The sequence below is a fragment of the Nostoc sp. PA-18-2419 genome, from assembly GCF_005869855.1.
Classification (GTDB): Bacteria; Cyanobacteriota; Cyanobacteriia; order Cyanobacteriales; family Nostocaceae; genus Nostoc.
The window spans coordinates 155,014-179,881 of the sequence record NZ_SZNH01000011.1; the positions used below are offsets into that span (position 1 = coordinate 155,014).

Sequence of the window (24,868 nt, forward strand, 5' to 3'; positions counted from 1 at the left end):
AACTGTTATGAACCCCGATCCCAGTAATCAAGAACAGCTAGAGCAGGCTTTTCTTATAGAAGCGGCAGAGTTGTTGCAAACCATTGAGCAGAATCTTATCGGTCTACTTGATGAAAAAACAATAGAAAAAGTTCACGCCTTGATGCGAAGCGCTCATACTCTTAAAGGAAGTGCTGCCAGTCTTGGCCAAGAAACGATTAAGACAATTGCCCATCATTTGGAAGATGTATTCCAGGCATTGTATGCTCCAGAACTGGAAATCGATCCAGAATTGGGCGCTTTGCTTCTAGATGCTTATGAGTGCCTGCGAACTCCATTGAGTGCAACCTTGATGGGCTTATCTTGCAATGAGGAAGAAGTACTTGATCGAACTGCCTCAATCTTTGCTCAACTCCAAGATAAACTAGGCGACTTTTTTGGTCGTGAGGCTCCGCTTCCCAGTTCCGAAGAACTTGGCTTTGATGTGGTAGAATCAATCTTTTCTGGGAGCGTGCTCCAGGATCTTCAACAACTTGCAGCTGACATCGAGAGTCAAGATCCACAACAAATTCAAACAACACTCAACTCCCAAGCAGAATTTTTTGCTGAACTAGCAGCATCTTATAGCTTATCTGGATTGTCAGAAATTGCCCAAGCGACCCTAAACTCGCTCAAAGCACATCCAGATAAAATACTGCAAATCGCTCAGGTGGCTTTAGAAAATTTCCAAGCGGCTCAAGTAGCAGTACTTGCAGGCGATCGCGCTCATGGGGGAGAAATATTTCCACAATTACGAGAATGGGCAGGACTAACTACTCCTGTCCCAGAGCCGCAAAAGCAGCCAGTTTCGATAGCTGACCAACCAACACAAACGACTACAACTGAGAATAAGCCATCCCCCATCCTCAGTGCGAGCGAATCAAAATCAATTTGGTCGTTTTTTCCAAAGCGGACTGATAACTCTGTACCAAAAGCACCGGAGGTACTGGAACCCATTTCTCAGGATTCGGTAGTAGCTCCCTCTGCTATAGATCGGATTTTACAGTCAATCTGGATCGGAGATCCAAAGACATGTTACCGCTACTCAGACTCAGATAGCCCAGCCTCTCCACCAGCACTAAGCCTCCAAGCTCACTCATCGCCATCACTTCCCACGATCCGAGTAGCGATAGAACAGCTTGATCGCCTCAGCCACACAATTGGGGAATTGCTAATCAACGAAAACCAACAAAACCTGCAATCTAACCACATCCACAAAGCGGCTCGAGACACTCTAGTACAGTTTTTATATTGTCAACAACAACTTAATAAAGTTTCTACTTGGTCAGATCGACATCTGCTGCTTCCCGAACGCAAGCAGCGACATATACATAGATTTCCACGCTCAGTTCCAGCTGCCGAGGCACAATCTAATTTTGATGCCTTAGAAATGGATACCTATAGCGAGTTGCATATTCTCCTGCAAAATCTTACAGAAGATATGGTGCAGTTAAAAGAACAGATTGAGGCTTTTAATACTTTAGTTCAGCAATCTCGCTTCAGTCTCGGAAAGCGCAAGCAACTGCTTTCAGGAGCGCAAGAAGATTTACTGCAAGCCAGAATGGTTCCACTGGGAACAGTGTTAAATCGATTTCCCCGCCTCCTGCAACAGATGGTAGCAACTTATCACAAGCCTGTTGAACTTAAGCTTGGCGGTACGAAGGTACTGGTGGATAAAGCCATTTCCGAGCAGCTGTACGATCCCTTGCTGCACATGATTCGCAATGCCTTCGATCACGGTATTGAATCGGTAGAAACCCGTCGCCAGCAGGGTAAACCAGAAACTGGAACAATTACAATTCAAGCTTATCATCAAGGCAACCGCACAACTATTGAGGTACGCGATGATGGTCGAGGCTTAAACTGGGAATCGATTCGTCAGCGAGGAATAGAAAAACACCTGCTGAGTGCCGAACAAGCCGTCTACGCCTCACAAGACCAACTGGCAGAGTTATTATTTGAACCAGGCTTTTCTACCGCCAACCAGATTGGTGAATTATCTGGACGTGGTATCGGCTTAGATGTCGTTCGCACTCAATTGCGAGCTTTACAAGGTTCGATTGTAGTGCGATCGCTTTCAGGGCAGGGAACCACTTTCATCATGCAATTGCCCCTAAGCTTGACAACAGCACGCTTGCTCGTTTGTCAATCTCAAGGTACTACTTATGCCTTGTTATCTGAAGGAATTAGCCAGGTTTTATTACCCCAGCCAGACCAAATTCAAATTCAACAATCTTTACACGGGCAAGGCATCCAAAAATTCTGGCAGTGGGAACAAGGGCAAAGTCAGCAACTAATTCCCATCCGCCCACTGGCTAATTTGCTGGATTATAAATATCCTTTATTCACCCAAGACCATAATATAACCCTCAGTCCTTTTCCAGTCAAACAACGAAACGCTGTCGAACCTCTGCTGTTGTTGCAAACGGAGCACCAATATCTATGTTTGCAAGTCGATCAGATTTTAGTCGAGCAGGAATTAGTAATTAAATCCCTTGGCAGCGTCGTTACTTTACCTAGTTACATCCAAGGCTACAGCGTGTTGGGAAATGGTAGCCTCACCTTAACTGTTGACCCGTTAGAGTTAGTTCGGCAAACCTGGGAGACAGATATGATGCCGACTTCCCCGGCATCAAGTCTTGCAACTCAACTATTGCCAGCGCCTGAGCCTGTTCTTGCTTTGGAGAAACAGCAATCCGAGTTAACCATAACCCAACCGCAGCAACAGCCGATGGAAGTCAATACAGCCGTTGCTCAACCTAGTCAACTGACGGTGTTAGTGGTGGAAGATTCGGTTGTACAAAGGCAAAGTTTGGTGCACACGCTCCAGAAAACTGGTTATCAAGTGTTGCAAGCAGGCGATGGTCGAGACGCGATCGCTCAAATGCTTCAACACGCTGATGTCGATCTAGTGATTTGTGACATTGAAATGCCGCGGATGAATGGATTTGAGTTTTTAGAACACCATCGCCAAGACGAGCGTTTGTCGGGAATTCCTGTTGTGATGCTGACTACTCGTAGCGGACAAAAGCACCGCCAATTAGCTTTAGCTCTAGGGGCGAAAGCTTACCTGACCAAACCCTATTCAGAACAAAACTTCCTAGCCACCATCGCTGAACTAATTAATACCATTTCCCAAAAATAATGATATAGATACAGATCCAAACCCACGAAGCCAGACTAAATCAGACTTTCTTAATTACGAATTACGAATTACGAATTAGTATTTATGCTCAACACTCCTTTTCCGTTTAAGCGATTATCTGGCACTGTGAGCGAACACGACTCATTACGAGTCGTTGTTTTTGCGATCGCAGACTATTTATTTGCCCTGCCAGTTGGTGCAGTTCTCAAAGTGATTGCTTGTCCACCGATTAGCAGTACGGTTGAAAGTGGTATCGGGATGGTCGATTTGGGAACGCAAACAATTACAATTGTGGATTTGCGCCAGAAGTTGATTCCGCAAGTACAAGCCCAACAGGCGCACCAAGTTCTCTATGCAGTTGACACTTCAGCGCGCTTCTTACTTCTGACTCAAACGCGGACTGGAGAAATTTGTGGCATTCCTGCGGACAAACCCCCTGCCTTAATCGATATTCCTTTGTCAGCTGTGCGTCCGGTGCCGTGGTCTTATCGGCAAGTGGCAGAGTTAAACTTTATTAGCCACATGGCTGTCTTGTCTTTAACACCAAACGAGGAACCTCTCAAAGTACTTCTTCTAGGTATGAGCCAGATATTGGCTGATAAGTTGGGATTGCCGGGAACAACCCCAACCTTGGCTGCTGGGGTGACATCATGCCAACAACAGCAAAGATTTCTGCGTTTTTGCTTGGGGAATCAAGGAAGTGGATTAGTACCATTCCACTCAGTATTAGACATTATTCATCTCGCTAGCCAAGAAATTTCCCCAGCCCCAGCCTTACCAAGTTGGATTTTAGGTTTCTATAATTGGCAAGGACAGATGCTGCGGCTAGTTGACTTAGAACATTTGCTTGGTTATGCACCACTTCTGAAGCGGCAGTCACAACCACAAAAGCCAATAGTTCTGGTTATTGAGGTTCAAAATCAGGTCGTCGGGTTTTTGGTCGCTGATGTCTACGATGTAGAGTGGCAGGATTTACAGCAAGCACAATCAACACCAACCGACTTTTCCCCAAACAAACTGCTAAATTTTGTTCGAGGTATTCTGCCAGGCGAACGCTGGATTTTAGACACCAAAGCCATCGCCCAGACATTGCAATGGCAAACCCACTGATTTAACTTGATGCTGCCAAGGAGTTTTCTGTGACGATCGCAACCTTAGATCCTAATTTTCCAACCCAGCCTGTTGAAAATCAAATCCAGATAGAAGAAATTTTGGCTAATGTGGCCGTACTCAAAGCAGTCTTTCAATCTGCCAAGGGGCCAAAGGTCGCTCAATTGCAGCAGAAAGTGAGTCAAATCGAAGCTTTTATCGAAGCTTTGGCGAAGGATTCGCCCAGTGACAATGATGGTAATGTTCGAGAAGCTTTTCAACTCCAGCGAGAACAACTTGGGGCGATTGAGCGGCAAATGCAGCAGGCAACAGGTGAAACCGCACTTTTGGAGGTTACAGTCACCGCCCTTCGAGATGTTCTCAACACTGATCGCATCCTGATTTACCGTTTTGAGGAAAATAATCGCAGTCGGGTGATCGCTGAAGCTATACAAGCGGGTTGGACAACCCTGCTCAACCAATCCCTACCGATAAATTTGTTTGTTACTACCGATGTTGACGACGGAGAAAACTCGCTCCAAAACTTAGCTCAAGTATTAGAACTAACTCCCCGCCAACAGAAATTTTGGCAACGCTTTCAGGTGCAAGCTAGCCTGTGCTTGCCCTTGATTGTCAAACAACAGCCTTGGGGTTTGTTAGTTATTCATCATTGCCTGGAACCTCGACAATGGCAGGAAGCAGAGCGCAGTTTGCTGCAACAAGTCGGAATGATGTTGACAATTAACTTGCACTCGGCTGAAATAGGATCTCCACTTGTTCAACAGCTGTCATCGCCTCCTCAAAAGGCTGGATCTTGGGATCGGTCTGAGTTCCTATTACCATTTCAGCAGGTGAGCGAGGCTGTACAAGCGGGAGCAAGAATCGCCGAGTTCGCCAACGAGCATTTAATGTGTATTCAAGATACTGTTGCTATTACTAATAAACAGCTGCAATACCTGGGTGAATTTTGCCAGCAAGCTTCTGGCTTTGTTCGTCTTGTGGAAGGCTTGAGTAGCAAAATTCAGATTTTGTCTTTGAATACAACCATCGAAGCAACAAAAACTAGCCACCAGGAAGGAGGTTTGCTAGCTGCTGCCGAACAAGTGGAAATTCTCGCCCGTCAAGCTCGTGAAACCGCCCTAAATATAGAGGAATGGTTTAAAGAATTCCAAGTGGCAGCAGCAGACGTTGCTTCTGCTATCGAACCGTGCGATCGCCAAATCAGTACTGGGCTGGAGTCAATCGCGCAAATTCAGGATCAATTTAAAGCGATCGCTGATATCGCTGCTTGTACCCTCAAATCAATGTCGAAGCCATAGAATTGTCTACAAACCAGGAGTTTCGATGAGTACCGATTTTGTCCCCCAACCGCAGAACGACGATCGCTTTCTAGAAGAAGTGATCGATTTGTTACTGTTCTTGGAGCAGGAGTTGCCTAATTATATAAAAGACAGTAACCCCGGTACAGCTTTAGCTCTCATGGAAGCTGCTGGTTCTGTGCATTCGATTGCCATAGCAGCCGAGCTAGATGCCATTGCCATAGTTGCAGCTACACTAGAAGAGATTTTTCAGCTTTTGCATCAGTATCGTGCAATTGTTAACGCCTCAATCGCCTCTTTGTTGTCGGAAGGATTAGATTGTCTACAGATGCTATTGATGGCATTTTTAACAGCCTCAAAAATTGAGGAAGTAGAAATTCTAGAGCGCATGTCTGCCATTGTTGCTAGTCTGCAAGCAGAGTTTAGCAATCGCCAACAAAGCGTCATTCCCCAGGAAACAAACCTGGATACATCGGTAGAGCAACCGCAGGAATATCAACCAGTTATTGAGTTTAACGATTCTTTGGCAGAGCTAGAAGCTTCTGCATCTTTACCAGAGCAAGTTATGGTTAAAGATGAGGAAAGTCTTGACACAGAACTAATAAGTCAAATTAACTCCCAATCTGGCAGCCTTTATCACGTAGATACCGAGCAGTTTCCCGTCAAGGTAAGGGAACTAGCAAACCTGGAGGAGTATGGGGAAGAAGATTTTCAGGCTTGGTTGGGGGATTTTTCTCTACCTACTCAAACATCTGAAGCATCCCTAGTTAAATCTTTTGCTGATCGTCATCCACTCTGTTTGCAAGAATCCATTTCTACTGTTGTGGCAACAAGTATTCCAGCCGCCACACCTATAAATATTCAGCATCTCGCACAACTAAATGTGCTGCTTGCAACATTACTAACTACCTATAATCAGCAAGTTTGTCAGGGAGAACAACAGCAATATACAATCAAGCAGTTGCTTCGACAAGTTAAACGATTGCAACATCTGCTGGATAATCTACAGGAATGGTCAGGACGTTTAGCAGCAATTTCAGATATCCTTTCTCCTCTAGCTGGTTATCGCTCTGAGCAATTGTACAATACTCTGCAATCTGTTTTGGCTGAAGCGTCTCAGGTGGCATCAACTGTTGATTTCCTGAATAACAATCATCACCAACTCAAACAAGAACTCATACAGCAGGAAAAGTTAATTAACCGTTCTGCCAATTTGGTCAAAAAAGTTACAACTATTCCTTTGAAAGTAGCTTTAGAACCGTTGCATCAACTTTGGTATCAGTTACAAGCTCTCCAAGATAAGTCTGCTAAACTGCATTTACAAATTACCGATATCCAAATTGATCGGGCATTTAGCGATCGCCTTCATGCTCTTTTATTGCATATAAGTTGCTATTTACTAAAGCAAAGTATTGAGTCTTCCCAAACACGGCAAGACCTTGGTAAAAATAGCAGCGGTATCATCGAAATTCAAGTTTACCAGCAGGGAAATCAACTAATTATTGATGGCTGTGATGATGGCGCAGGACTTAACTTATTTCAAATCTATCAACAGGCTTCAGCCCAAGGACTTGACTTGACTAAACCAGAGAATATCTTACAAGTGACCGAGCTGGTACTTGAACCAGAGGTTTCATCTGTTTTATGCGAGCGTGCAGCCTTAGAGTTAGGAGCAGAATTAACCGAGGTTTTCAAGCAATTAACAGCTATTCAGGGAAGAATAGTATTGAAGTCTCAGGCTGGACATGGTACAGCTTTCTCGCTCCAAATTCCCCTCGAGCAAAAAATTGCTCAACTTATCATCTGTCAAGCTAACTCCAAAGTCTATGCATTTATTGCCGATTCTGTAGAGCAGATTTGTCTATCACAGTCCGAACAAATTATTCAAACTCAAGCGGGACGCATGTTATTATTGCAGTCTTCTGGCATCAGTGGCTTGCTTCGTGGCGATCGCGATTATTCAACAACACAAATGCTCGTCCCTATCCACTTATTGACTGATGTGCTGATTTGTCCTAACCACCTTCCTACCTCAGTTACCACTTACAGTACAGATACACTAAATGCTTTCAAGCAAGATAAGCCGTTATTAGTATTTCGTTACTTAGACAAACGATGTGCTTTGGAAGTAGATTGCATCATCGGTAAGCAATCTTCTGCGATCCATCCTCTGGGGGAAGCAATCCCAGTTGCTGCTTATATCCAAGGAACTACCATTCTTGCCAATGGGCAACTTAGCCTGGTTTTGGATGGTCGCCTTCTTACTGGAGTTTAACTTGAGTTCGATGGATAGTAAAGCACAAAAAGCAAGCTTTATGAATTTGGTTCTAATTCATTGGAACATTGGGTAGTTTTTCTCCTCTGCTCCCCTGCTTTTTCTGGCGATCGCGATTGAGGATTGATGTCATAGTCGTTCTAGAATTCGCTATTCGTTGCAATCGCTCAATTCTTACTTGCAAGGGGAGGAAGTTGGTAGTTGCTGCTTCCAACTAAGGTTTCAGTCTTTGTTGATAATTTAGCTCAATCCTCAATTTAGTTCCTAGGGTAGAATTTGTCTATTTATTGGCTTTGAGTAAATTAATTATTGCTAAATTTTCTTAATAGCTTACAATAATATCTAACTATTTTTAGGAGTGTTCTATGTCACTTAATGATCTGACACCAGCAGATAACCTGCCGGATCAAATCGTTTACGTCTTGCTCGACAAGATTAAACACGATGAAGAAGGGCAGCGAGATGTTAGCTTTTTTGCTGAGGACTTCGAGGGTAAACAGGTTAATCCAGAAGAATTACTAGAGTTACTAAATCGTCTGAAGCAGTCTGGATACTTCACCGGCGAGATTGAAAGCAACAAAGCTAATTCAGAATCAGGCTCGTCAACCCCTCTGGTAACCTGTAAGAATGCAGAAATAACGACAGAGGGCCGAGCAATGTTAAAAAGTATATTCTTCAAGCCGGTGTAGTAGTTAAGGAAAGTTGTTTGTTGAGGCGAGATAGGGTACAGGGAAGAATCGGAGGAGATAAACGAGCAAATCTTCCTTCTCTTCCCGAAGTTCTGTAGCCTTTTGCTGAAGCGATCGCCTTTTCATATGATATTCCTTTACTGCCCTAGTCTCAAACCCCTTTCCATCAACATCTGAAGTTCGACATTCTCAACACTTGGTATCGCTTCTAACCGAGAAATTCCAGTGATTGCATCGGCAATATTACCTGATTGAGGACGCAACCAGGCGGCGTGGGGTGCATAGTCAAGACTTTCCTCTACCTTATAACCTGCTCCATTGATGGCCTGGCGCTGGGACTCCACATCAACACCTTCAGCAAAGCGGATAAAAACCAATCCAGTTGGTACAGCAAGGGAACCATTGGGTTCGAGTGTGTAAATGGGACTCAATGTATTTTTTTGTGATTGATTGGGTTCGCCAGAAAAAATTGCGATCGCTCCTTGATTGAGTTGTAAAATTGCTCCCCGAGCCACCGTGTTAGGTTGATCGTAATGTATTGCATAGTACCCAGGCTGACGAGTGTAGGATATAGCAGAGCGATTGCTGCTAACACGAATTTGTTGAGGATACTCAGAAAAGTAATCTTTTTGGAATCTCACTTCAGCAATCAAGGGTAGAGAATATATCGTCAGAAGATACTCAGCAGGAAAATAAATCATTTTTTCAAGTTCTAATGATGTTATAGCTTTTTTAGTGACGTGAAATACAAATCTTTCCTAGTTCTGTACAGATATATAGTGAAGATTCGTAAATCAATCTGACTTTTAACCCCCTCTTTTCTGGAAAGAAGAATTAAAGAGTTGTATGAACTTAGAGAGATTAAATTCTGTTTAAGCTATATCTTTTCTGCGCCCTAATCCAGATATAACACATGAAAATTGATCAAGGAGATGAGGGAGTGGGGAGATGAGGAGATAGGGAAGTGTGGGGAGTGTGGGGAGAGAGGGGGGCAAGATTTCTTCCCACACCTCCTTTTCCTCCCATACTCCCTGTTTGCCCCATGTCCAATAAATATAGGAGATTAAATTATGGTTCAAGTTCGCTATGGTGGTGAAAATGGTCAACGGTATGAACTTGCAATTAGCGATCAACACATTGTAGTTCGTACTGAAAACCGCAGCACTCTGATTAGTGAAAGACCGTTTGAAGTCGCACCAGTCTCAGTTGCAGCCCGTAATATCCTTAATCAATTCGATTTAAAAACGCGGTTTCGCCAAGCGGGTGTAGAAATTCTCCAAGCGAAAGTTCCGACTCAAGCGGTTGCTTTGCGCGATCGCGCTAGGGCAATTCTCAATGAAGAGTCTAAAATTGAATTTGCGGGACGTGTTCTCGTCGATCCCACATCCCAAGAACCTGTAATTTATACGGAAAACCTCTTCGTTAAGTTTGATAATCGCCAAGAGTCAAGGGTGTGTGAGCAAGTTTTAGAACGTTACAACTTAACAATAAAACGCCAACTTGAGTATGCCCGAAATGCTTATTTTGTCAGCGCCCCTGCAAATACTGGTTTAGCCATCTTTGACATCGCCGAGAGACTTCTAAATGAGCAATCAGTTGAGTTATGCCATCCAGAACTAGTGCGTGAGTTACGCCCACGTCAAGCTTTCCCACAGCAATGGCACCTCAAGCAAACAACAATTAATAGTAAAGTTATCAACGCCCATGCCAACGTTGAGGCAGCTTGGAAATTGAGCAATGGTACCGGAACGATTATTGCAATTATCGACGACGGTGTAGATCTCGATCATGAAGAATTCCGTTCCTCTGAAAAAATTGTTGCCCCCCGTGATGTTACGCGTAAAACTAACGATCCCAGACCAGGAAACGATGACAACCACGGAACATCCTGTGCTGGAGTAGCTTGTGCAAAMGGCAACTTTGGTGCATCTGGTGTCGCACCTGGTGCAAAACTAATGCCGATTCGTTTAGCTTCGGCATTGGGATCGCAGGAGGAAGCCGATGCTTTTGTTTGGGCAGCTCAAAACGGTGCTGATGTGATCTCTTGCAGCTGGGGACCAGCAGATGGTGTTTGGTTTAACGCAAACGATCCGCTACACAACCAAAAAGTGCCTCTACCTGACTCTACAAGACTTGCTATTGACTATGCAATTACTAAAGGACGCAACGGCAAAGGTTGTGTAATTTTCTTCGCTGCTGGTAATGGTAACGAAAGCGTCGATAACGACGGCTACGCCAGCTACCAAAATGTGACTGCTGTGGCAGCTTGTAATGATTTCGGCACCAGAAGCGCTTATAGCGACTATGGTCAAGCAGTCTGGTGCGCCTTCCCCAGCAATCATGGTTACAATTCTCAAACTCCTGGAATTTGGACAACTGATCGCTCTGGTACAGTTGGTTATAACTCTGGTAATCTAAATTTGGGTGATACCGTAGGTAATTACACAAACTCATTCGGCGGCACTTCTAGCGCTGCTCCGGGTGCTGCTGGTGTAGCAGCCTTAATTATTGCTAGCAATCCAAATCTGCGTTGGGATGAAGTACGAGACATTATTAAACACTCCTGCGATCGCATTGACCAACCCGGAGGTAAGTATGATGCTAACGGTCGCAGTCCTTTCTACGGTTACGGTCGGATGAATGCTCTCAAAGCAGTGGAACTGGCTAAGCCCAATCAACCATCACCCATCACCAGATTCCAAGCAGTGCAAGATGTACCAATTAGCGACTTGCAAACATCAAAATTACCATTGGCGATCGCTAATACCAACCTCGTTAAATCCATCAAAGTTACTGTAGACATAGAGCATACTTACATTGCTGACCTCGTAGTTACTCTTAATCCTCCAACCCAAACAGGTGTACTGCCAATAATCCTCCATGATCGCCTCGGCGGATCTTCAGATAACATAAAAACAACTTATGACGAAGTGAATAGCCCTAAACTTGCTGTTTTTAAAGGTAAAAGTCCCCAAGGAAGCTGGACGCTAGAAGTAGCAGATAAAGCTAACCTAGATACAGGAAAAATTCGTAGCTTCACCATTGAAATTGGATTTTAAACCAATACGCTTGGCTTAAAGATAATTCTAGGCTGGGTAAAGCGACAGCAAAACCCAACCTTAGTATTCCAATGTTAGGGTATTGAATTTTGGTCTATTGTCCTCAAAATCAATATTTGCTTGCTGATGGGTGTCCTCTTCAGCTATTATTTGACTATTTAAAATGGCAAGACGCTGCTGAATCTGATGTCGGCGTGCTTCGAGTTTCTGTAGTTCTTGCTCTAAACGCTCTTTTTCCACCATCATTTTGTAAGCATTTAAGTAAACTCTTGCTTGAGAACGCTGAGGAGGCATTGAGCTAATTTTGGCTGGAATTTTTCTGTGGTTTGGAGTGGGTTGCATAATAAATTTCTTTTTGGATATGAAAGTATTTAATATAATTAGCATTTAGAATAAACAGGCGGCTGCTGCTTGGATGCGTTCTAAAGGCTGAACTGAGCGAGGAAGCAGAGGTAAGCGAATCATTGTCAAACCTGGAAAACTTATCTGGTGGTCATTCTGGCTCGCACGATCGCAATTAATGGTTGCTGTAGAAGTAAAGCGGTTGAGAACAAAATAATTCTGGCTCACACCTATTTCTTGCAGAGATTTGAACAGGCGTTGTTGTTCGGCAAGTACGCTAGTCTGGTTAAGTGTAACCCCGATGAACTCTGCTTGTTGTGGGTCTTTTAGCACTTTTTGGGCTTTGACGACGCGCTGTCGCAAAATTCGTAAACGCCCCATAAACTCTGTACGACCAAGGACATTTTGATACTTGATCCAGAGTTTGAAAATCCAAGCTAGCCAGTCTGCTAGTGCAGTTGGCATTTCTAGAAAACGTAGAAGATGACCTGTAGGAGCAGTGTCTAAAATAATCAAGTCTTCTTCTTGTTGCTCTAGTAATTCCATTACTGTTAATAGGGAAAGCATTTCATCAATCCCTGGTAAAGCTTGCTCGACAATTTTGCGCCAAGCAACAGGAGCATAGGCCATTTCAATAGCTTCGCTTGTTTGGGTTTCGCCACTCATCATTTCGGCCAGTTCCCACAGGTAATCGGCTCTGAATTGATCGAGAATGCGATCGCTATCTACTTCCTGACCACCAAGATTGGCAGTTATTTGATATGGTTCGTGTCCTAAGTTCAGACCAAAGGCATCACCTAAGGAATGGGCTGGATCGATAGAAACCATGCGAATTTTACGCTCAGGATGTTGTTGAGCCATAGCCCAACCAATGGCAGCTGCTACTGTGGTCTTGCCTACTCCACCTTTACCGCCAATTAGTAATAGGCGACGACCTTTGCTCAGAAAATCTCCAAAGCTAGGCGGAATTGTTTCTGGCCATTGAACTGGGAGTAGATCGACAGGAGATAGCGGTTCCATCTGAGGAACATGGATTTGGTTGATCAGATGCGTAAGGGCTGAAACCCCTAAAGGCTCTTCATTTTGCTGTGGCACAATCAACATCGGCTTTCCGCTAGCAAGAGCCGTATACTGGCTGATCAGCAGTTGTTGTTCTTGGTAACGATCTGGGTCAGTCGCACTGGTAAGAACTTGGTTGACAAACAACCCTCCACAAGGAACCTGCATGGTTTGTAACGCTTCTAGGAATCGTTTTGATTCCAACCAACTCATTGGTTCGGCGATCGCAACTAACAAGCAAGCTGTATGGGTGGAATCTTGAAGCAGACGACGACCTTGTGACAGTTCAGCTTTCAGGGTTTGCAAAAATTCGTCAGCGCGATCGGGTGTGTAACTTCCAGCAAAGGTCTTGCTAATATACCGATGCTTTTCTTGAAACAGTTCCAAAGAGTGGAGGAAAGTATCTAAAAAATCCATCAACCCAAACAAGTTGAGAGTATGACCGCTAGGAGCCATATCTACTACTACTCGATCTACCTGCTGCTCGTTGAAAAGGCGTTGGATCTCTAATAAGCCCATCAACTCATCCAGTCCAGGCCAATCTAAATCCCAAACTGGAAGCAAGTCTTCTCCTTCAACAAAACTACCCCGCTCCACCAGTAGTTCTAAAACCTGACCGTAACGTTTTTTAAATTTTTGTAACAGAAGCTTTGCATCCAATGCCCTTACTTGTAGATTGGGTAGTTCTGCTATGGGACGAGGAATGTCATCAACGCTAATTTGTAAGACATCTCCAAGAGAGTGAGCCGGATCGGTTGAGATTAAAAGAATTTGCTCGTTGACAAATTTCTGCGCCCAACGACATGCAAAGGTGCAGGAGATTGTTGTTTTTCCGACTCCACCTTTGCCGCTAAACATAGCAAGGTGTAGGTTATCAAAAAGTTCCATCCCGTTTGCCATTTATGGCGTTTAAGGATAAAGTTACTACATATTTTTAAAAGTCGCTTAAGTAATTTTGCTGAATGAATGAATTTAAATCCTTAATCTTTCGTGGATGGGATTTACAAAACTTCTATATACGGTGGCAACAGGGAAAGCTTCACAAGAGAATGTGTAATTAATTTTGTTGAGGTACTTACAAATATTAGCCGAGGAACTATAACTAAGGTAAAGATTTATCCCGAGGTGTCCAAAGGTAAGGAAATAAGATGGTTAACAGTTCTCAAAGCAATATAAATATTGGGTGTAATGTCCAAGGTATTTCTGAATACAACTTTTTTTCTGACAGTAAGTCTGAAGATATTCATTGTCATCCACTCAAAACAGACTCTCCCTATTTAGGATTAAAAACTTTTGAAATTAAAGATAAAGACAAATTTTTTGGTCGAGAAGAGTGGATTGCTAATCTGGGCGATCACTTGAAAAAAGATAATGTCCTCTTACTTTTAGGAGCATTAGCCAGTGGCAAATCATCATTGATTCGGGCAGGTTTAATTCCTTATTTGGGAGATAATAAAAATTCCTTAATTAATTTAACTTTTCATCCAGATGAAAATCCTTTTAAATCTCTTTATAAGTGTCTTGCCTTTACATACGGAAAACAATCAAAAATAGCGAATATTGCTCGAAATATCAGAGAAGATACCCTAATTAAAATTGCTACATATTTTAAACAAGATTATCAGTCCATTCTGATTTTTATTGACCAATTTGAAGAACTATTTACGAAAACTCCAAAGCCAGAACGTGACAAGTTTGTTGCTAGTCTATTTCAACTATTGCAGCAGCAGGATAGCTCTGTCAAAATTGTTTTAGCAATGCGCTCTGATTTTTTGGATAGATTTAGCGAGTATGCCCAACTTGCGAAGATCCACGATCGCTATAGTCGTATACTCACTAGAATGAGCAATGGCGAATTAAAGTTAGCGATCGCTGAACCTGCTGTTAGAAATGGCGTTACCTTTGAACAAGGGCTAGTTGAGCAAATTATTGATGATTTTCACCAACAAGATGATTATTTACCACTTCTGGCATACATCTTGAATATATTGTGGGAAAAGGAAGATATTGCAAACCGGGTTCTGAAGACAAAGACTTATCAAGAACTAAAAGAGCAAACGTTTGGTTATTTAAGCGAACAAGCTAATCAATATATTAATGCTAATGTTGGATGGCAGAATTGCGATTTGAGAGAAAAGGAACAAGAAATTCAAAAGTTAAACTTTGCACTGACTGAATTAAAACTACGCGAGCAATCTGCCAGGGTTTTGAATTTACTTCCTGTCAAACCGCTAGAGGGTTTGGTGCTGGCAATTCAAACAATGGGTGAGAATTTAGAGAAATACCCAAATCAGCTTCTGGCTCCTGTTTTGGGAAGTTTAAAAGAAGCAATGAACACACCCACAGAGGCAAATAACTTGCGTGGACACAACCAAGAGGTAAATTGTGTAGCCTTTAGTCCCGATGGCAAGTTTATTGCTAGTGGCAGTAGTGATTCTACTGTGTGCTTGTGGAATATCGTTGGCAATCCCACTGCTGAATTTTTCTGGGGACACGAGCAAGAGGTGAATTGTTTAGCCTTTAGTCCTGATGGCAAGTTTATTGTTAGTGGCAGTATTGACGGAATTTTGTGTTTATGGGATTTACAAGGTAATCTCACTACTCAACCGTGGCAGGGGCATCAGGAAGGAATTATTTCCGTCGCCTTTAGCTCAAATGGCAATTGCATTGTCAGTGTTGGTTTTGATGGAACGGTGTGTTTGTGGGATCTAGAAGGTAACGCCATTACTCAACCTTGGCGCGGACATAAAGAAGGAGTTATTTCCGTCACCTTTAGCCCAAATGGCGATTGTATTATCAGTGTTGGTTTTGACGGGACGGTGTGTTTGTGGGATTTACAAGGTAACATCATTACTCAACCCTGGCACAAACACGAGGCAAAAATTATTTGCGTCGCCTTTAGCGCTGATGGCAAGTTTATTGTCAGTGGCAGTAGTGATTCTACAGTGCGGTTGTGGGACATCCAAGGTAATCCCATCACTCAACCTTGGCGCGGGCATGAAGGGCATGTAAATTCTGTAGCGTTTAGCCCTGATGGCAAGTTTATTGTTAGTGGTAGCTGCGATCGGACAATCCGCTTGTGGGACATCCAAGGCAACCCGATCGCTCAACCTTGGCGCGGACATGAAGGACAGGTTAATTCCCTAGCCTTTAGCCCCGATGGCAAGCTGATTGTCAGTGGTGGGGATAAAACTGTGCGTTTGTGGGAGCTACATCAAATACTACAAGAGCGGGTGATCGGGCGATCGCAGCGCAAATATGAGAATTGGGTCAATTGTGTTGCCTTTAGCCCTGATAGCAAGTCGATTGTCAGTGCTAGCAATGATTCGACAATCCGCTTGTGGGACATCCAAGGCAACCCCATCACTCAACCTTGGCGCGGACATGAAAAAGAAGTTAATTGTGTCGCCTTTAGCCCTGATGGCAAGTGGATTGTCAGTGCTAGCAATGATTCGACAGTGCGCTTGTGGGACATCCAAGGCAACCCCATCACTCAACCTTGGTGCGGACATGAAAAAGAAGTTAATTGTGTCGCCTTTAGCCCTGATGGCAACTGGATTGTCAGTGCTAGCAATGATTCGACAGTGCGCTTGTGGGATATTGACGGCAATCCCATTGGTAAACCTTGGTGCGGACATGAAAAAGAAGTTAATTGTGTCGCCTTTAGCCCTGATGGCAACTGGATTGTCAGTGCCAGCAATGATTCGACAGTGCGCTTGTGGGATATTGACGGCAATCCCATTGGTAAACCTTGGTGCGGACATGAAAAAGAAGTTAATTGTGTCGCCTTTAGCCCTGATGGCAACTGGATTGTCAGTGCCAGCAATGATTCGACAGTGCGCTTGTGGGATATTGACGGCAATCCCATTGGTAAACCTTGGTGCGGGCATGAGTATTGGGTAAATTCCGCAGCTTTTAGCCCTGATGGTAAACTGATTGCCAGTGGTAGTCTTGATGGAACAGTGCGCTTGTGGCCTTGTGGGTGGCAAGAGTGGTTACAAGTTTGTTGCAATAGGTTACATTATCATCCCGTCTTTCAAAACCCTGACAATACTTGTCAAAAATATGTATGGAATCCACAATGTCCTAAAGAGTTGAACAAGCAAGGTGCAGCAAAACCAAAACAGAAAGCTTTTTCAGCAGCTTTGGAGGACTTTAACCAAGCAGTTCAACTTAATTTCACATCGCACTGGAAACATCGTTTTGCTTGGCAATCAATACCTACAGAGAACCAATAACAAGCTAATGGTGCTGAATGAAGTTACTGGTTTGTACTTAGCTGAACTGGCATCAAACTCTCTATAGTCAATATCCCTCTGCATTGTTGCCGCTAAAGTTGAGGCTTGATGTCTTCCTAAAGGTGTATTAGAGTGCCTTGTCGAAAGGTAGAAACGCTTCGTTTTTAACTCCCGTCAGCGTAACAATAGGATGAGAAAAAACTTATTGGAAACTGCTATTAGAGTTCTTAACCTGCATTGAACCCCGACGGGCAATACTTTGAAATTTTGAAATTCAATAAGGATAATTAACTGGGGTCATAAAACCTCTACCTTACATTTTTACCCCAGTTCTTTACCCAAATTACCCAAAATAAATCTGAAGGCTTTGAAAACAAGCCTTAAATGCCCAATAAAAGACGGCTTGAAAATCCTGTAATGCTTGATTTTGCTCAAGGCGACACCCGGATTTGAACCGGGGGATAAAGGTTTTGCGGACCTCTGCCGCAACTGACCAAACCCCTGCACCCTAATAATCTTTGACCCAACCCTTGACTTTGACTATCAGATTGAATATCATTAGGTAAGGTAAAGGTTTAATGATAGTCATGAAAGCAGTAAGAACAGCAAAGGGCGATGTTGGGATCGAGGATTTCCGAGGTAAGTTAAGACTCCGAATGCCCAGAACAATCGAACAAACAGGCAAACAGATTTACCTTAGCACCGGATTAGATGCCAATGAGATAAATCGGAGAAGGGTCGCCACAGTTGCCAACAAGATTGAAGAAGACATCCTAACTGGTAACTTAGATATAACTCTAAATCGCTACAGGGAGCTTCTAGAATCCTACAGGCAGCCTCAGTTATCGCTAGTTAAACCGATATGCCCTGAGTCAGATGTAATGGCGCTATGGCTGAAATACTGCGAGTACATGCGACCTCAGATAGCATCTACTACATACCAGCGCGACTATGCCCGAAAGTACCATAATCATATCAATGCCCTACCTACTAAAGACCTAAATCAGGCGATCGCTATCCGAGATCATTTGCTGACCCATTTAACCCCCAATGCTGCCAAGCGAGTCCTAACCTATCTGAAAGCCTGCTGCTCCTGGGCTAAATCTTCCGGTATCATTACCAATAATCCATTTACTGGTATGGCAGAAGACATCAAACTACTTAAGAAAGAATCAGATGCGATCGACCCCTTTAGCCTGGTAGAAATGAGAATCATTATCAGCGCATTTGAGGAGACTAAGCCCCATTATGCCCCTTTTGTTAAGTTCCTTTTCTGGACTGGTTGCAGGACTGGGGAAGCTATTGCGCTCCAATGGAGACATATTAGCCATGATTGCTCCCAGATTATCTTTGCTGAGTCCTATGATAGTCAGTTGAATATTAGGAAGGGAACTAAGACAGGCAAGACTCGGAAGTTTCCCTGTAATCAGCAGGTTCAAGCCCTACTTTTATCTATTCGCCCTGACCAGCCAGATCCTAATCAGACAGTTTTTACTAGCCCCACTGGAGGAATCATCAATAACAGTAAGTTTAGTAACCAAGTATGGAAGGGTTGCAAATCAGGGAAGAAAACCTACAAAGGAGTAATCCAGAAACTATTAGAATCAGGAGAAATCGAGCGCTACAGATGCCCCTATAATACAAGGCATACATTTATTACATTAATGCTTGAGCAAGGATTAACTATTACCGCAGTATCAAAACTAGTTGGTAATAGCCCAGAGATTATTCTGAGCCATTATGCAGGGAACACAGTACCTTTGAAGCTGCCAGAACTTTAGCGAATGGGTTGAGCTTTGATGAAATCTATCCAGGAGTCTAGGGGCTTAAATAAATGCCTGGGGACTCCATAACTCAACTCTTGAGCCTTGATTCTCAACCAACTAGTTTCTCTGGCTATTTTGTCGGCAGCAGCCACCCTAGCTTCTCCGGTTTCTCGGTCAATGGCAACCACAAAATCAACCTTGAATCGATATTTCTCCCATCTACTTGCTATTCCGCCAACCAGTATGTTATTGTCTTTAAAGATTGCTGATTTGGACTTGACCTCTAGGTTATACCCTCTGCCATTATGGATAACTCTGATATCCCTTTGGTATTGAGCAAACAGCGATCGCCCTAACTCTGATTGTCCCCGACTCCTCCAGTTAGTCGGATCTTTCTTCCAATCCCCATAGACTGATCTCCAAGGGATGAACTGATCTAGCTGATAGGCTTTGTCTAAGCCTTGATGATGAAGAAAATCAGCTAAACTTTCTTCCCAGGACTTACCGCAGGCGAGCCTATCCTCGAATGAATCTGTAAAATAATATGCTGACTGCTTGCCAAGGCGATCATTATGCGCTACAATGGTCATATATGGATTTTATTGCTAGTTTTTATTTGTTAGGCTCCTCAGTATCGCCAAATACTCAGGAGCTTTTGATTTGAGAAAATGGTTAGAACCCTTACCATTAGGGAATCTAAGGGATTATCGAAAGATTTTCTATTTTCATCGAAATATTTCGACTAAAAGAACTGATTAGCCAGATGGCTTACTGAAGCTCTAACTTTTATCCATCCTCCTGATACTTTGTTGTAGTTCTTGGTCTAGTCGATCCTCTAGGGAGCCAATCGCGACAGTAACATTAAGGATAGGATCTGGAATAGTTTCTCGGCTCATTCGACCTCTAACTAAGCCATCTGCCAGATCAATCATTTCTTTTAACATTCGGGCTGTCCTGAGATTGTTATTAGCATTGAACTGTTCAGCCAAGGCATCAACAGCTTGCAAGGCTACATTAAGTAACTTTTCCTGCCTAATATCATTGCTTAACCCCTCGGTTGAGACATTGGAGATCAATGGCGAAAACTGATTAACTAGGCTGATAGTTTGGTTTTTTGTTGGCTTACTGTGCTTCCTATGGCTGTAGATTTGCTGAGGAGTACAGGGTGAGCCTAATGTAATCATGAAATCAGCTAAGGCTGTTGCAGGTAGCCCCAGCGCTAGCTTTTCATCAAATGCCTCTCTAGCTTCTGCATTTAAGTTGCAAATAGGGCAAACCTTCTTACCTCTAGACATTACCTTGAGCCTCCCGGAAGGTATCAATCAATACCTCTAATCCTGTAATAAACTCAGAGGATTCCAAGCTAGCCAGATACTCTAGACATTCTCCATAAACCTTTCGAGTGCCTTCAGCCATTTGTTGTTGTTTGATTATTTCTCTGATTAACTCTGATACCGATACCCCCGATCTCTCCGAAAGCTCCAATAACCAATCATAAGTACCCTGTTCCATTCTGATCCCTACTTGTCTGCTCTGATTAACCTTTGCCATTTATATCCTCCTGTGTGGCTTATATATAGATTTAGTCAACCAAAAAACCTCTAGGATTCAGATCTTGACTAAATATGTTAAATAGCATAGGTAAAAAAAAATGTTAGAAAAACTCCAGGCTGAAATAGATCAACATATTCAAGAGTTAGCCCGATTACAAGGTATCGAAGAGGAGGCTAAGAGAAAAAAGCGCGAGGAAGCAGCCAAAGTGGCTAAGTCCAGAAGGGCTGTAATGCGGTATTTGGGCAATCTGATTGATGTTCAGATCAAGCTAGGTAACCTAACCCCAGGGCAAGTACAAGAGTATTTAACCCAGTATCAGAAAGAATATGGACAGGATGCGGTTATTGCTGAATATTTAGCGATTGTGGCGCGATTACTTACTCATGAGTTTTATGGGGTAGAATGTACTACCCATCGAGTCGGTAATGGCGGGCTAATCTGGAAGGGTCAGTCCTACTCAGGAGCCTATGAACTATATTTAGCCATTATTGATCAAATGGCAGGGATAGAGCCTCTAGAATCCCAAGTTTGGTTTAACTACCTTTTAACTCAAGTATTTGAGGAGGATGGGACTTTTTTAGCTGCCGAGGTTCTCATTCCTCGCTGGAAGACCGATTTTGTACCGAAGCTAATCAGATTGGTCGAGGCTGATCGATCGCGGCTAGTGCTACCTGATATCGAAGATTTAACTACCGAGGATGCCCTCTACCTTCAATATTTCATGGATGGGCAGTAACCCTGACTGAATCTAGGAGTATGGCATTAACTTCTATACTGAACTCCTAACTTAATCTGTAGACTACATTAACCCTGAGACTGTCCATGGCTCTCAGGGCTTTCTTTTCTACCCTGATGCTGTTACTTGCTTGATTATATGTTCCTAGAGTATCTCTGGCAGAACTTTAATGACCTATGACTCGCATTAAAATACCAAATCTCCTATGAATGGGTTGACCTTCCTGTGCCAGTTTCTTTTTTACCTGTGCCAGTTTAGTCTCTCCTGGTGTTATAATGGGAGTACAAGGAATAAAAGGATATCATCATGGCGAATCAGAGAGTTAACAGAAGAATGAAGTTGCAGATATGGCTGACTCCAGCGGAGCATCAGTTATTCTCGGAAGTCTCGGAGGCAACTGGGCAAACCATTTCATCATATGTGCGCTCTACAGTCCTTCGAGAGATTAAGAAGGATTTTAATAAGTTTATCTTATCTAAATCTAATGAAAAATCAGATATTTCAATAAAAGATTAGTCGGGTGCTGAGTTCCCAAGTGGCTCAAACCCTGATTATTCCATTGGTTTTCTAATAATGACAGATTATTAGAGTAACCCCAATAGAGGACATAGGTATGAAAAGAGATAAATACATCAACTTCAAAGCTACCGAGTTAGAAGTGGCGAAGATTAAGGAACTGGCAGCGATCGCAGGATACAGCCAATCAGAATATATCAGGCTAGCTGCTTTAGGATTGTTTGTACCAACTAGCGAGCCTAAGGTGGTAGAGGCATGACTGAGCAATCAAATAGCGCTACCAGTAACCAGCTAGTAGCGCCAAAGATCAATATTCAGATATTAAACAATCAACAGGAAAAGGAGAAAGAAATGTTAGATAACAGCCCATTCGACTCAAAGGAAGAAGATATGAACTATAACTCAAAGGAAAAAGAAATGAACTATAACCATTCTAACCCATCTAGTAATACTCAGTCAAGAAAGAGCAAAACTGATATCTTGGTTCCTCAAGTAGATGGCTCAGCTAGCTATAACAACAAAGATGCCAAAGACCAAAAAGAAGCGATCGCAGACTATCGAATCAAAATAAACAAAGCAGGTCAAGAGCAGGGTTTGGCTTGGTTCGAGGTATTCAAAGAAGTTTATGAAGGGCGAGTTAAACTGAACCTTTGGACTGGCGATTTGTTACTTGATGATCGAGTGGTTACCGAAGGAGATTTGATCGATCAACTGGAAGATGCTTTAGGAATAATGATGAAACTTAGCATGGAGCAGTTTACCCGAAAGTTCTCTGCTTGGATCGCTAGTTATTCCTTTAATCCAGTTAAGGAAATGCTCGAAGAATGCCAAAGGTCAAGGTTAGCAATATGGGTGCATCCTGGAACTGATCCTAAAACATTAGATACCCGCGATTGTTACTTTACTGATCGATATGATCAAAGAGTCGAAAGTTTAGAAAGGATTTGTAGGATTGGTGGGCATCTGGTCAAGAATCAGTATGAACCGATGAAAGATTGGAGCAACTTAGCCAGTATTTTATTCGGTACTGATGATAAGTTGAGCCAGGTTCTACTATCCTCTTGGTTGATCGCTAGTGCAGCTAGAGCGATGCAGCCCGGTTGCAAAGCCGACAGCGCATTAGTTCTCAAGGGCAAGCAAGGCGCAGGAAAATCAACTTTCTTTAGCCTAATCGGTGGTGATTATTTCCTTGAGATGGAGTCATCAACCGATAACTTAGAGGTTAAAAGACAACTGGATCGAGCTTGGATAGTAGAGATGGGCGAGATTGAAGGTATTACTCGCAAGAAAGATGTCGAGGCTCTCAAAGCATTTATGAGTTCTAGCAAAGATACCTTCCGAGGTTTGTATGAGAAGAAGCCAACCGATCATCCGCGCCATGTGGTATTTGGTGGTACTTGCAACTCAGATGATTTCCTTCGAGATTCTACAGGTAGCCGGAGATTCTGGGTTATTGACCTTGGCGATCGAGATGTTAACCTGGAGTATCTAAAGGAGAACCGGGAGGAAATATTAGCTACTGCGCTTTACTACTCCCAGAGAGGAGCCATTTGGTGGTTAACTCCTGATATGTCTGTGGCATCCGAAGAAAGAAACAAAAACTATCAAGAAGGTAATGAGTGGGATGAAAAAGTATTGCATTGTGTGAGGAAGCTCGAAAGCTATGTGGCAGACAAGAATAAGACTATGGCGAAGAAAGAGCTAGAGTTGTCCGGTGGAGTTTCATTAGCGATTTCTGCATTCATGGAGAAGTGCCTAAACATTCCAGTTACTCAACAAAGAGCTAGCAGTAAAAAGATAGCGAAGGCTTTAGGTGATCTTGGCTATATTCGGAAAAAGATTACTCAAGCTGATGGATCTCGCCCTTGGGTTTATGCGAGAGAATCCGAGTCTAACCAGACTTTCTTTGATGCGGAGTTAATCGGGCAGTTGGGGGCGGCTTGGTTCTAAAGTGATTTTGTAGTTTAGTAAAAGCCTGGAGTCAGACCCAGGTTTTTTCATGCTTATTTCTGAAACCCTTACCATACATAGGTTGTACCATGATCTATTAGTTACTGCCCCATGATATATATCCTCTTTAAGGATTATGATGGCTGAAATAGTTACCCAGCATAGGTTACAGCCTGTACCATCATATTTTTTACTGCCCCATGATGCTTATTTCTGAAACCCTTACCATACATAGGTTGTACCATGATGCCCCATCTGTACCATCATTTTCTTAAAACTTTTCTTTCCAGCTACAGACAGCCAGAAGCCTTTAGGTAGGGTTAAGGTTTCCTATCTTTTTTTCTATTTTCTCATGGTACAGATGGGGCATCATGGTACAATGCTTATGTAGTAAGCATCCTAGCTGCCCCATGATAGTTTTTCTCATGGTACAGTTAGATTATCATGGTACAATGCTTATCAGCTAAGAGTTTCAAGGAAAAAGTAACCTAAAAAGTAGCCTCTGGTAACCTCTGATTTTTTAAAAGGCTACCTTTTCTGCTGCTTGTACTGACCAGGGCGATATCTAGGGCGATCAGCGCATAGGGGATTAGCTATGACCTTAAATGGCAGTTGGTCATTAGAATGCCTTGTTTGGCTGTAAGCAATCATAGAGCGCCTAAGGGCTTTCAAAGCTATCGAAACATAATCATAATCCCGATCATTCTTACTTAAGCTCTCCTTAAGTTCCTCTAGCTCTGCCTCAATCGCCCCTAACTGTTTAAGAATATCCATCAAGTTATTTGCTGCATTCCAGTTATCTAAGATAATCCCAGGCTACCATAGACAGCCCCAGGCTCCCCTAAATAACTAAAAGAATGCCCGATAAGTATTTATACTTACTGAAATACTTAAGCAAACCCAGGCAATCCTAAGTCTACCTGATGATGTTAGTTGCTGCATCAGGAAAGTCTTTGACTATCAAAATGACTATCATTTTAGGAATAATCGGGTAGAAGAAGAACAGAAAAAGGCTAAAAGCCTTAAGGCGACACCCGGATTTGAACCGGGGGATAAAGGTTTTGCAGACCTCTGCCTTACCACTTGGCTATGTCGCCAGACCCACGAATTACT

The 24,868-nt window shown here is 43.1% G+C and carries 17 protein-coding genes and 1 tRNA gene; 11 read left to right on the forward strand and 7 right to left on the reverse strand.

The window, feature by feature from the left end; genetic code table 11:
* Positions 1-7 precede the first annotated feature (7 nt).
* The 5 genes from FCR06_RS14030 (at position 8) to FCR06_RS14050 (ending at position 8,535) form a co-directional block, all read left to right on the forward strand.
* On the forward strand, positions 8-3,163 hold the full coding sequence (locus FCR06_RS14030) for a hybrid sensor histidine kinase/response regulator (RefSeq protein ID WP_138500619.1): 3,156 nt from the start codon (positions 8-10) through the stop codon (positions 3,161-3,163).
* 84 nt (positions 3,164-3,247) lie between these two features.
* Positions 3,248-4,273, forward strand: a complete 1,026-nt coding sequence (locus FCR06_RS14035) for a chemotaxis protein CheW (RefSeq protein WP_138500621.1) — start codon at positions 3,248-3,250, stop codon at positions 4,271-4,273.
* A gap of 29 nt (positions 4,274-4,302) precedes the next feature.
* Positions 4,303-5,571: a GAF domain-containing protein gene (locus tag FCR06_RS14040; protein WP_138500623.1), complete on the forward strand. Its 1,269-nt coding sequence runs from the start codon at positions 4,303-4,305 to the stop codon at positions 5,569-5,571.
* Between the two features lie 25 nt (positions 5,572-5,596).
* Positions 5,597-7,846, forward strand: coding sequence for a chemotaxis protein CheW (locus FCR06_RS14045; protein WP_138500625.1), 2,250 nt, complete (start codon positions 5,597-5,599; stop codon positions 7,844-7,846).
* Between the two features lie 365 nt (positions 7,847-8,211).
* Entirely contained in the window at positions 8,212-8,535 is a 324-nt protein-coding gene (locus FCR06_RS14050; RefSeq protein ID WP_138500627.1) for a hypothetical protein, read from the forward strand.
* Between the two features lie 137 nt (positions 8,536-8,672).
* On the opposite strand, the gene FCR06_RS14055 is transcribed toward FCR06_RS14050, so the two are convergent.
* Entirely contained in the window at positions 8,673-9,236 is a 564-nt protein-coding gene (locus FCR06_RS14055; protein WP_138500629.1) for a hypothetical protein, read from the reverse strand.
* A gap of 369 nt (positions 9,237-9,605) precedes the next feature.
* On the opposite strand from FCR06_RS14055, the gene FCR06_RS14060 reads away from it, so the two are divergent.
* The gene (locus FCR06_RS14060) at positions 9,606-11,594 is read left to right on the forward strand and encodes a S8 family serine peptidase (RefSeq protein WP_138500631.1); all 1,989 of its coding nucleotides are present in this window, start codon (positions 9,606-9,608) and stop codon (positions 11,592-11,594) included.
* Positions 11,595-11,654: 60 nt separating this feature from the next.
* Here the strand turns inward: FCR06_RS14060 and FCR06_RS14065 are convergent, their stop codons facing one another.
* The gene (locus FCR06_RS14065) at positions 11,655-11,936 is read right to left on the reverse strand and encodes a hypothetical protein (RefSeq protein WP_138500633.1); all 282 of its coding nucleotides are present in this window, start codon (positions 11,934-11,936) and stop codon (positions 11,655-11,657) included.
* 45 nt (positions 11,937-11,981) lie between these two features.
* Positions 11,982-13,895 (reverse strand): ArsA family ATPase, encoded by a 1,914-nt coding sequence (locus FCR06_RS14070; RefSeq protein WP_223280138.1) that lies wholly within the window; start codon positions 13,893-13,895, stop codon positions 11,982-11,984.
* 248 nt (positions 13,896-14,143) lie between these two features.
* On the opposite strand from FCR06_RS14070, the gene FCR06_RS14075 reads away from it, so the two are divergent.
* Entirely contained in the window at positions 14,144-17,233 is a 3,090-nt protein-coding gene (locus FCR06_RS14075; RefSeq protein WP_138500637.1) for a WD40 repeat domain-containing protein, read from the forward strand.
* A gap of 587 nt (positions 17,234-17,820) precedes the next feature.
* Positions 17,821-19,014, forward strand: coding sequence for a tyrosine-type recombinase/integrase (locus tag FCR06_RS14080; protein ID WP_138500639.1), 1,194 nt, complete (start codon positions 17,821-17,823; stop codon positions 19,012-19,014).
* Here the strand turns inward: FCR06_RS14080 and FCR06_RS14085 are convergent.
* From FCR06_RS14085 to FCR06_RS14095, 3 genes are all read right to left on the reverse strand, one after another.
* On the reverse strand, positions 19,011-19,589 hold the full coding sequence (locus FCR06_RS14085; RefSeq protein ID WP_138500641.1) for a hypothetical protein: 579 nt from the start codon (positions 19,587-19,589) through the stop codon (positions 19,011-19,013). The genes FCR06_RS14080 and FCR06_RS14085 overlap by 4 nt on opposite strands.
* A 189-nt stretch (positions 19,590-19,778) precedes the next feature.
* Positions 19,779-20,294 (reverse strand): hypothetical protein, encoded by a 516-nt coding sequence (locus FCR06_RS14090; protein WP_138500643.1) that lies wholly within the window; start codon positions 20,292-20,294, stop codon positions 19,779-19,781.
* Entirely contained in the window at positions 20,287-20,550 is a 264-nt protein-coding gene (locus FCR06_RS14095; RefSeq protein ID WP_138500645.1) for a ribbon-helix-helix protein, CopG family, read from the reverse strand. The genes FCR06_RS14090 and FCR06_RS14095 overlap by 8 nt, the downstream gene beginning before the upstream one ends.
* 100 nt (positions 20,551-20,650) lie before the next feature.
* Here FCR06_RS14095 and FCR06_RS14100 point away from each other — a divergent pair, with 100 nt between their 5' ends.
* The 3 genes from FCR06_RS14100 (at position 20,651) to FCR06_RS14105 (ending at position 23,755) form a co-directional block, all read left to right on the forward strand.
* Entirely contained in the window at positions 20,651-21,289 is a 639-nt protein-coding gene (locus FCR06_RS14100) for a hypothetical protein (RefSeq protein ID WP_138500647.1), read from the forward strand.
* Positions 21,290-21,902: 613 nt separating this feature from the next.
* A complete protein-coding gene (locus tag FCR06_RS32625; RefSeq protein ID WP_189523421.1) occupies positions 21,903-22,064 on the forward strand; it encodes a plasmid mobilization protein in 162 nt (53 codons plus the stop codon).
* Positions 22,061-23,755, forward strand: coding sequence for a virulence-associated E family protein (locus tag FCR06_RS14105; protein ID WP_138500649.1), 1,695 nt, complete (start codon positions 22,061-22,063; stop codon positions 23,753-23,755). Before FCR06_RS32625 ends, FCR06_RS14105 begins: the two co-directional genes overlap by 4 nt.
* A gap of 1,025 nt (positions 23,756-24,780) precedes the next feature.
* On the opposite strand, the gene FCR06_RS14110 is transcribed toward FCR06_RS14105, so the two are convergent.
* Positions 24,781-24,852 (reverse strand) — tRNA-Cys (locus FCR06_RS14110).
* Positions 24,853-24,868 lie beyond the last annotated feature (16 nt).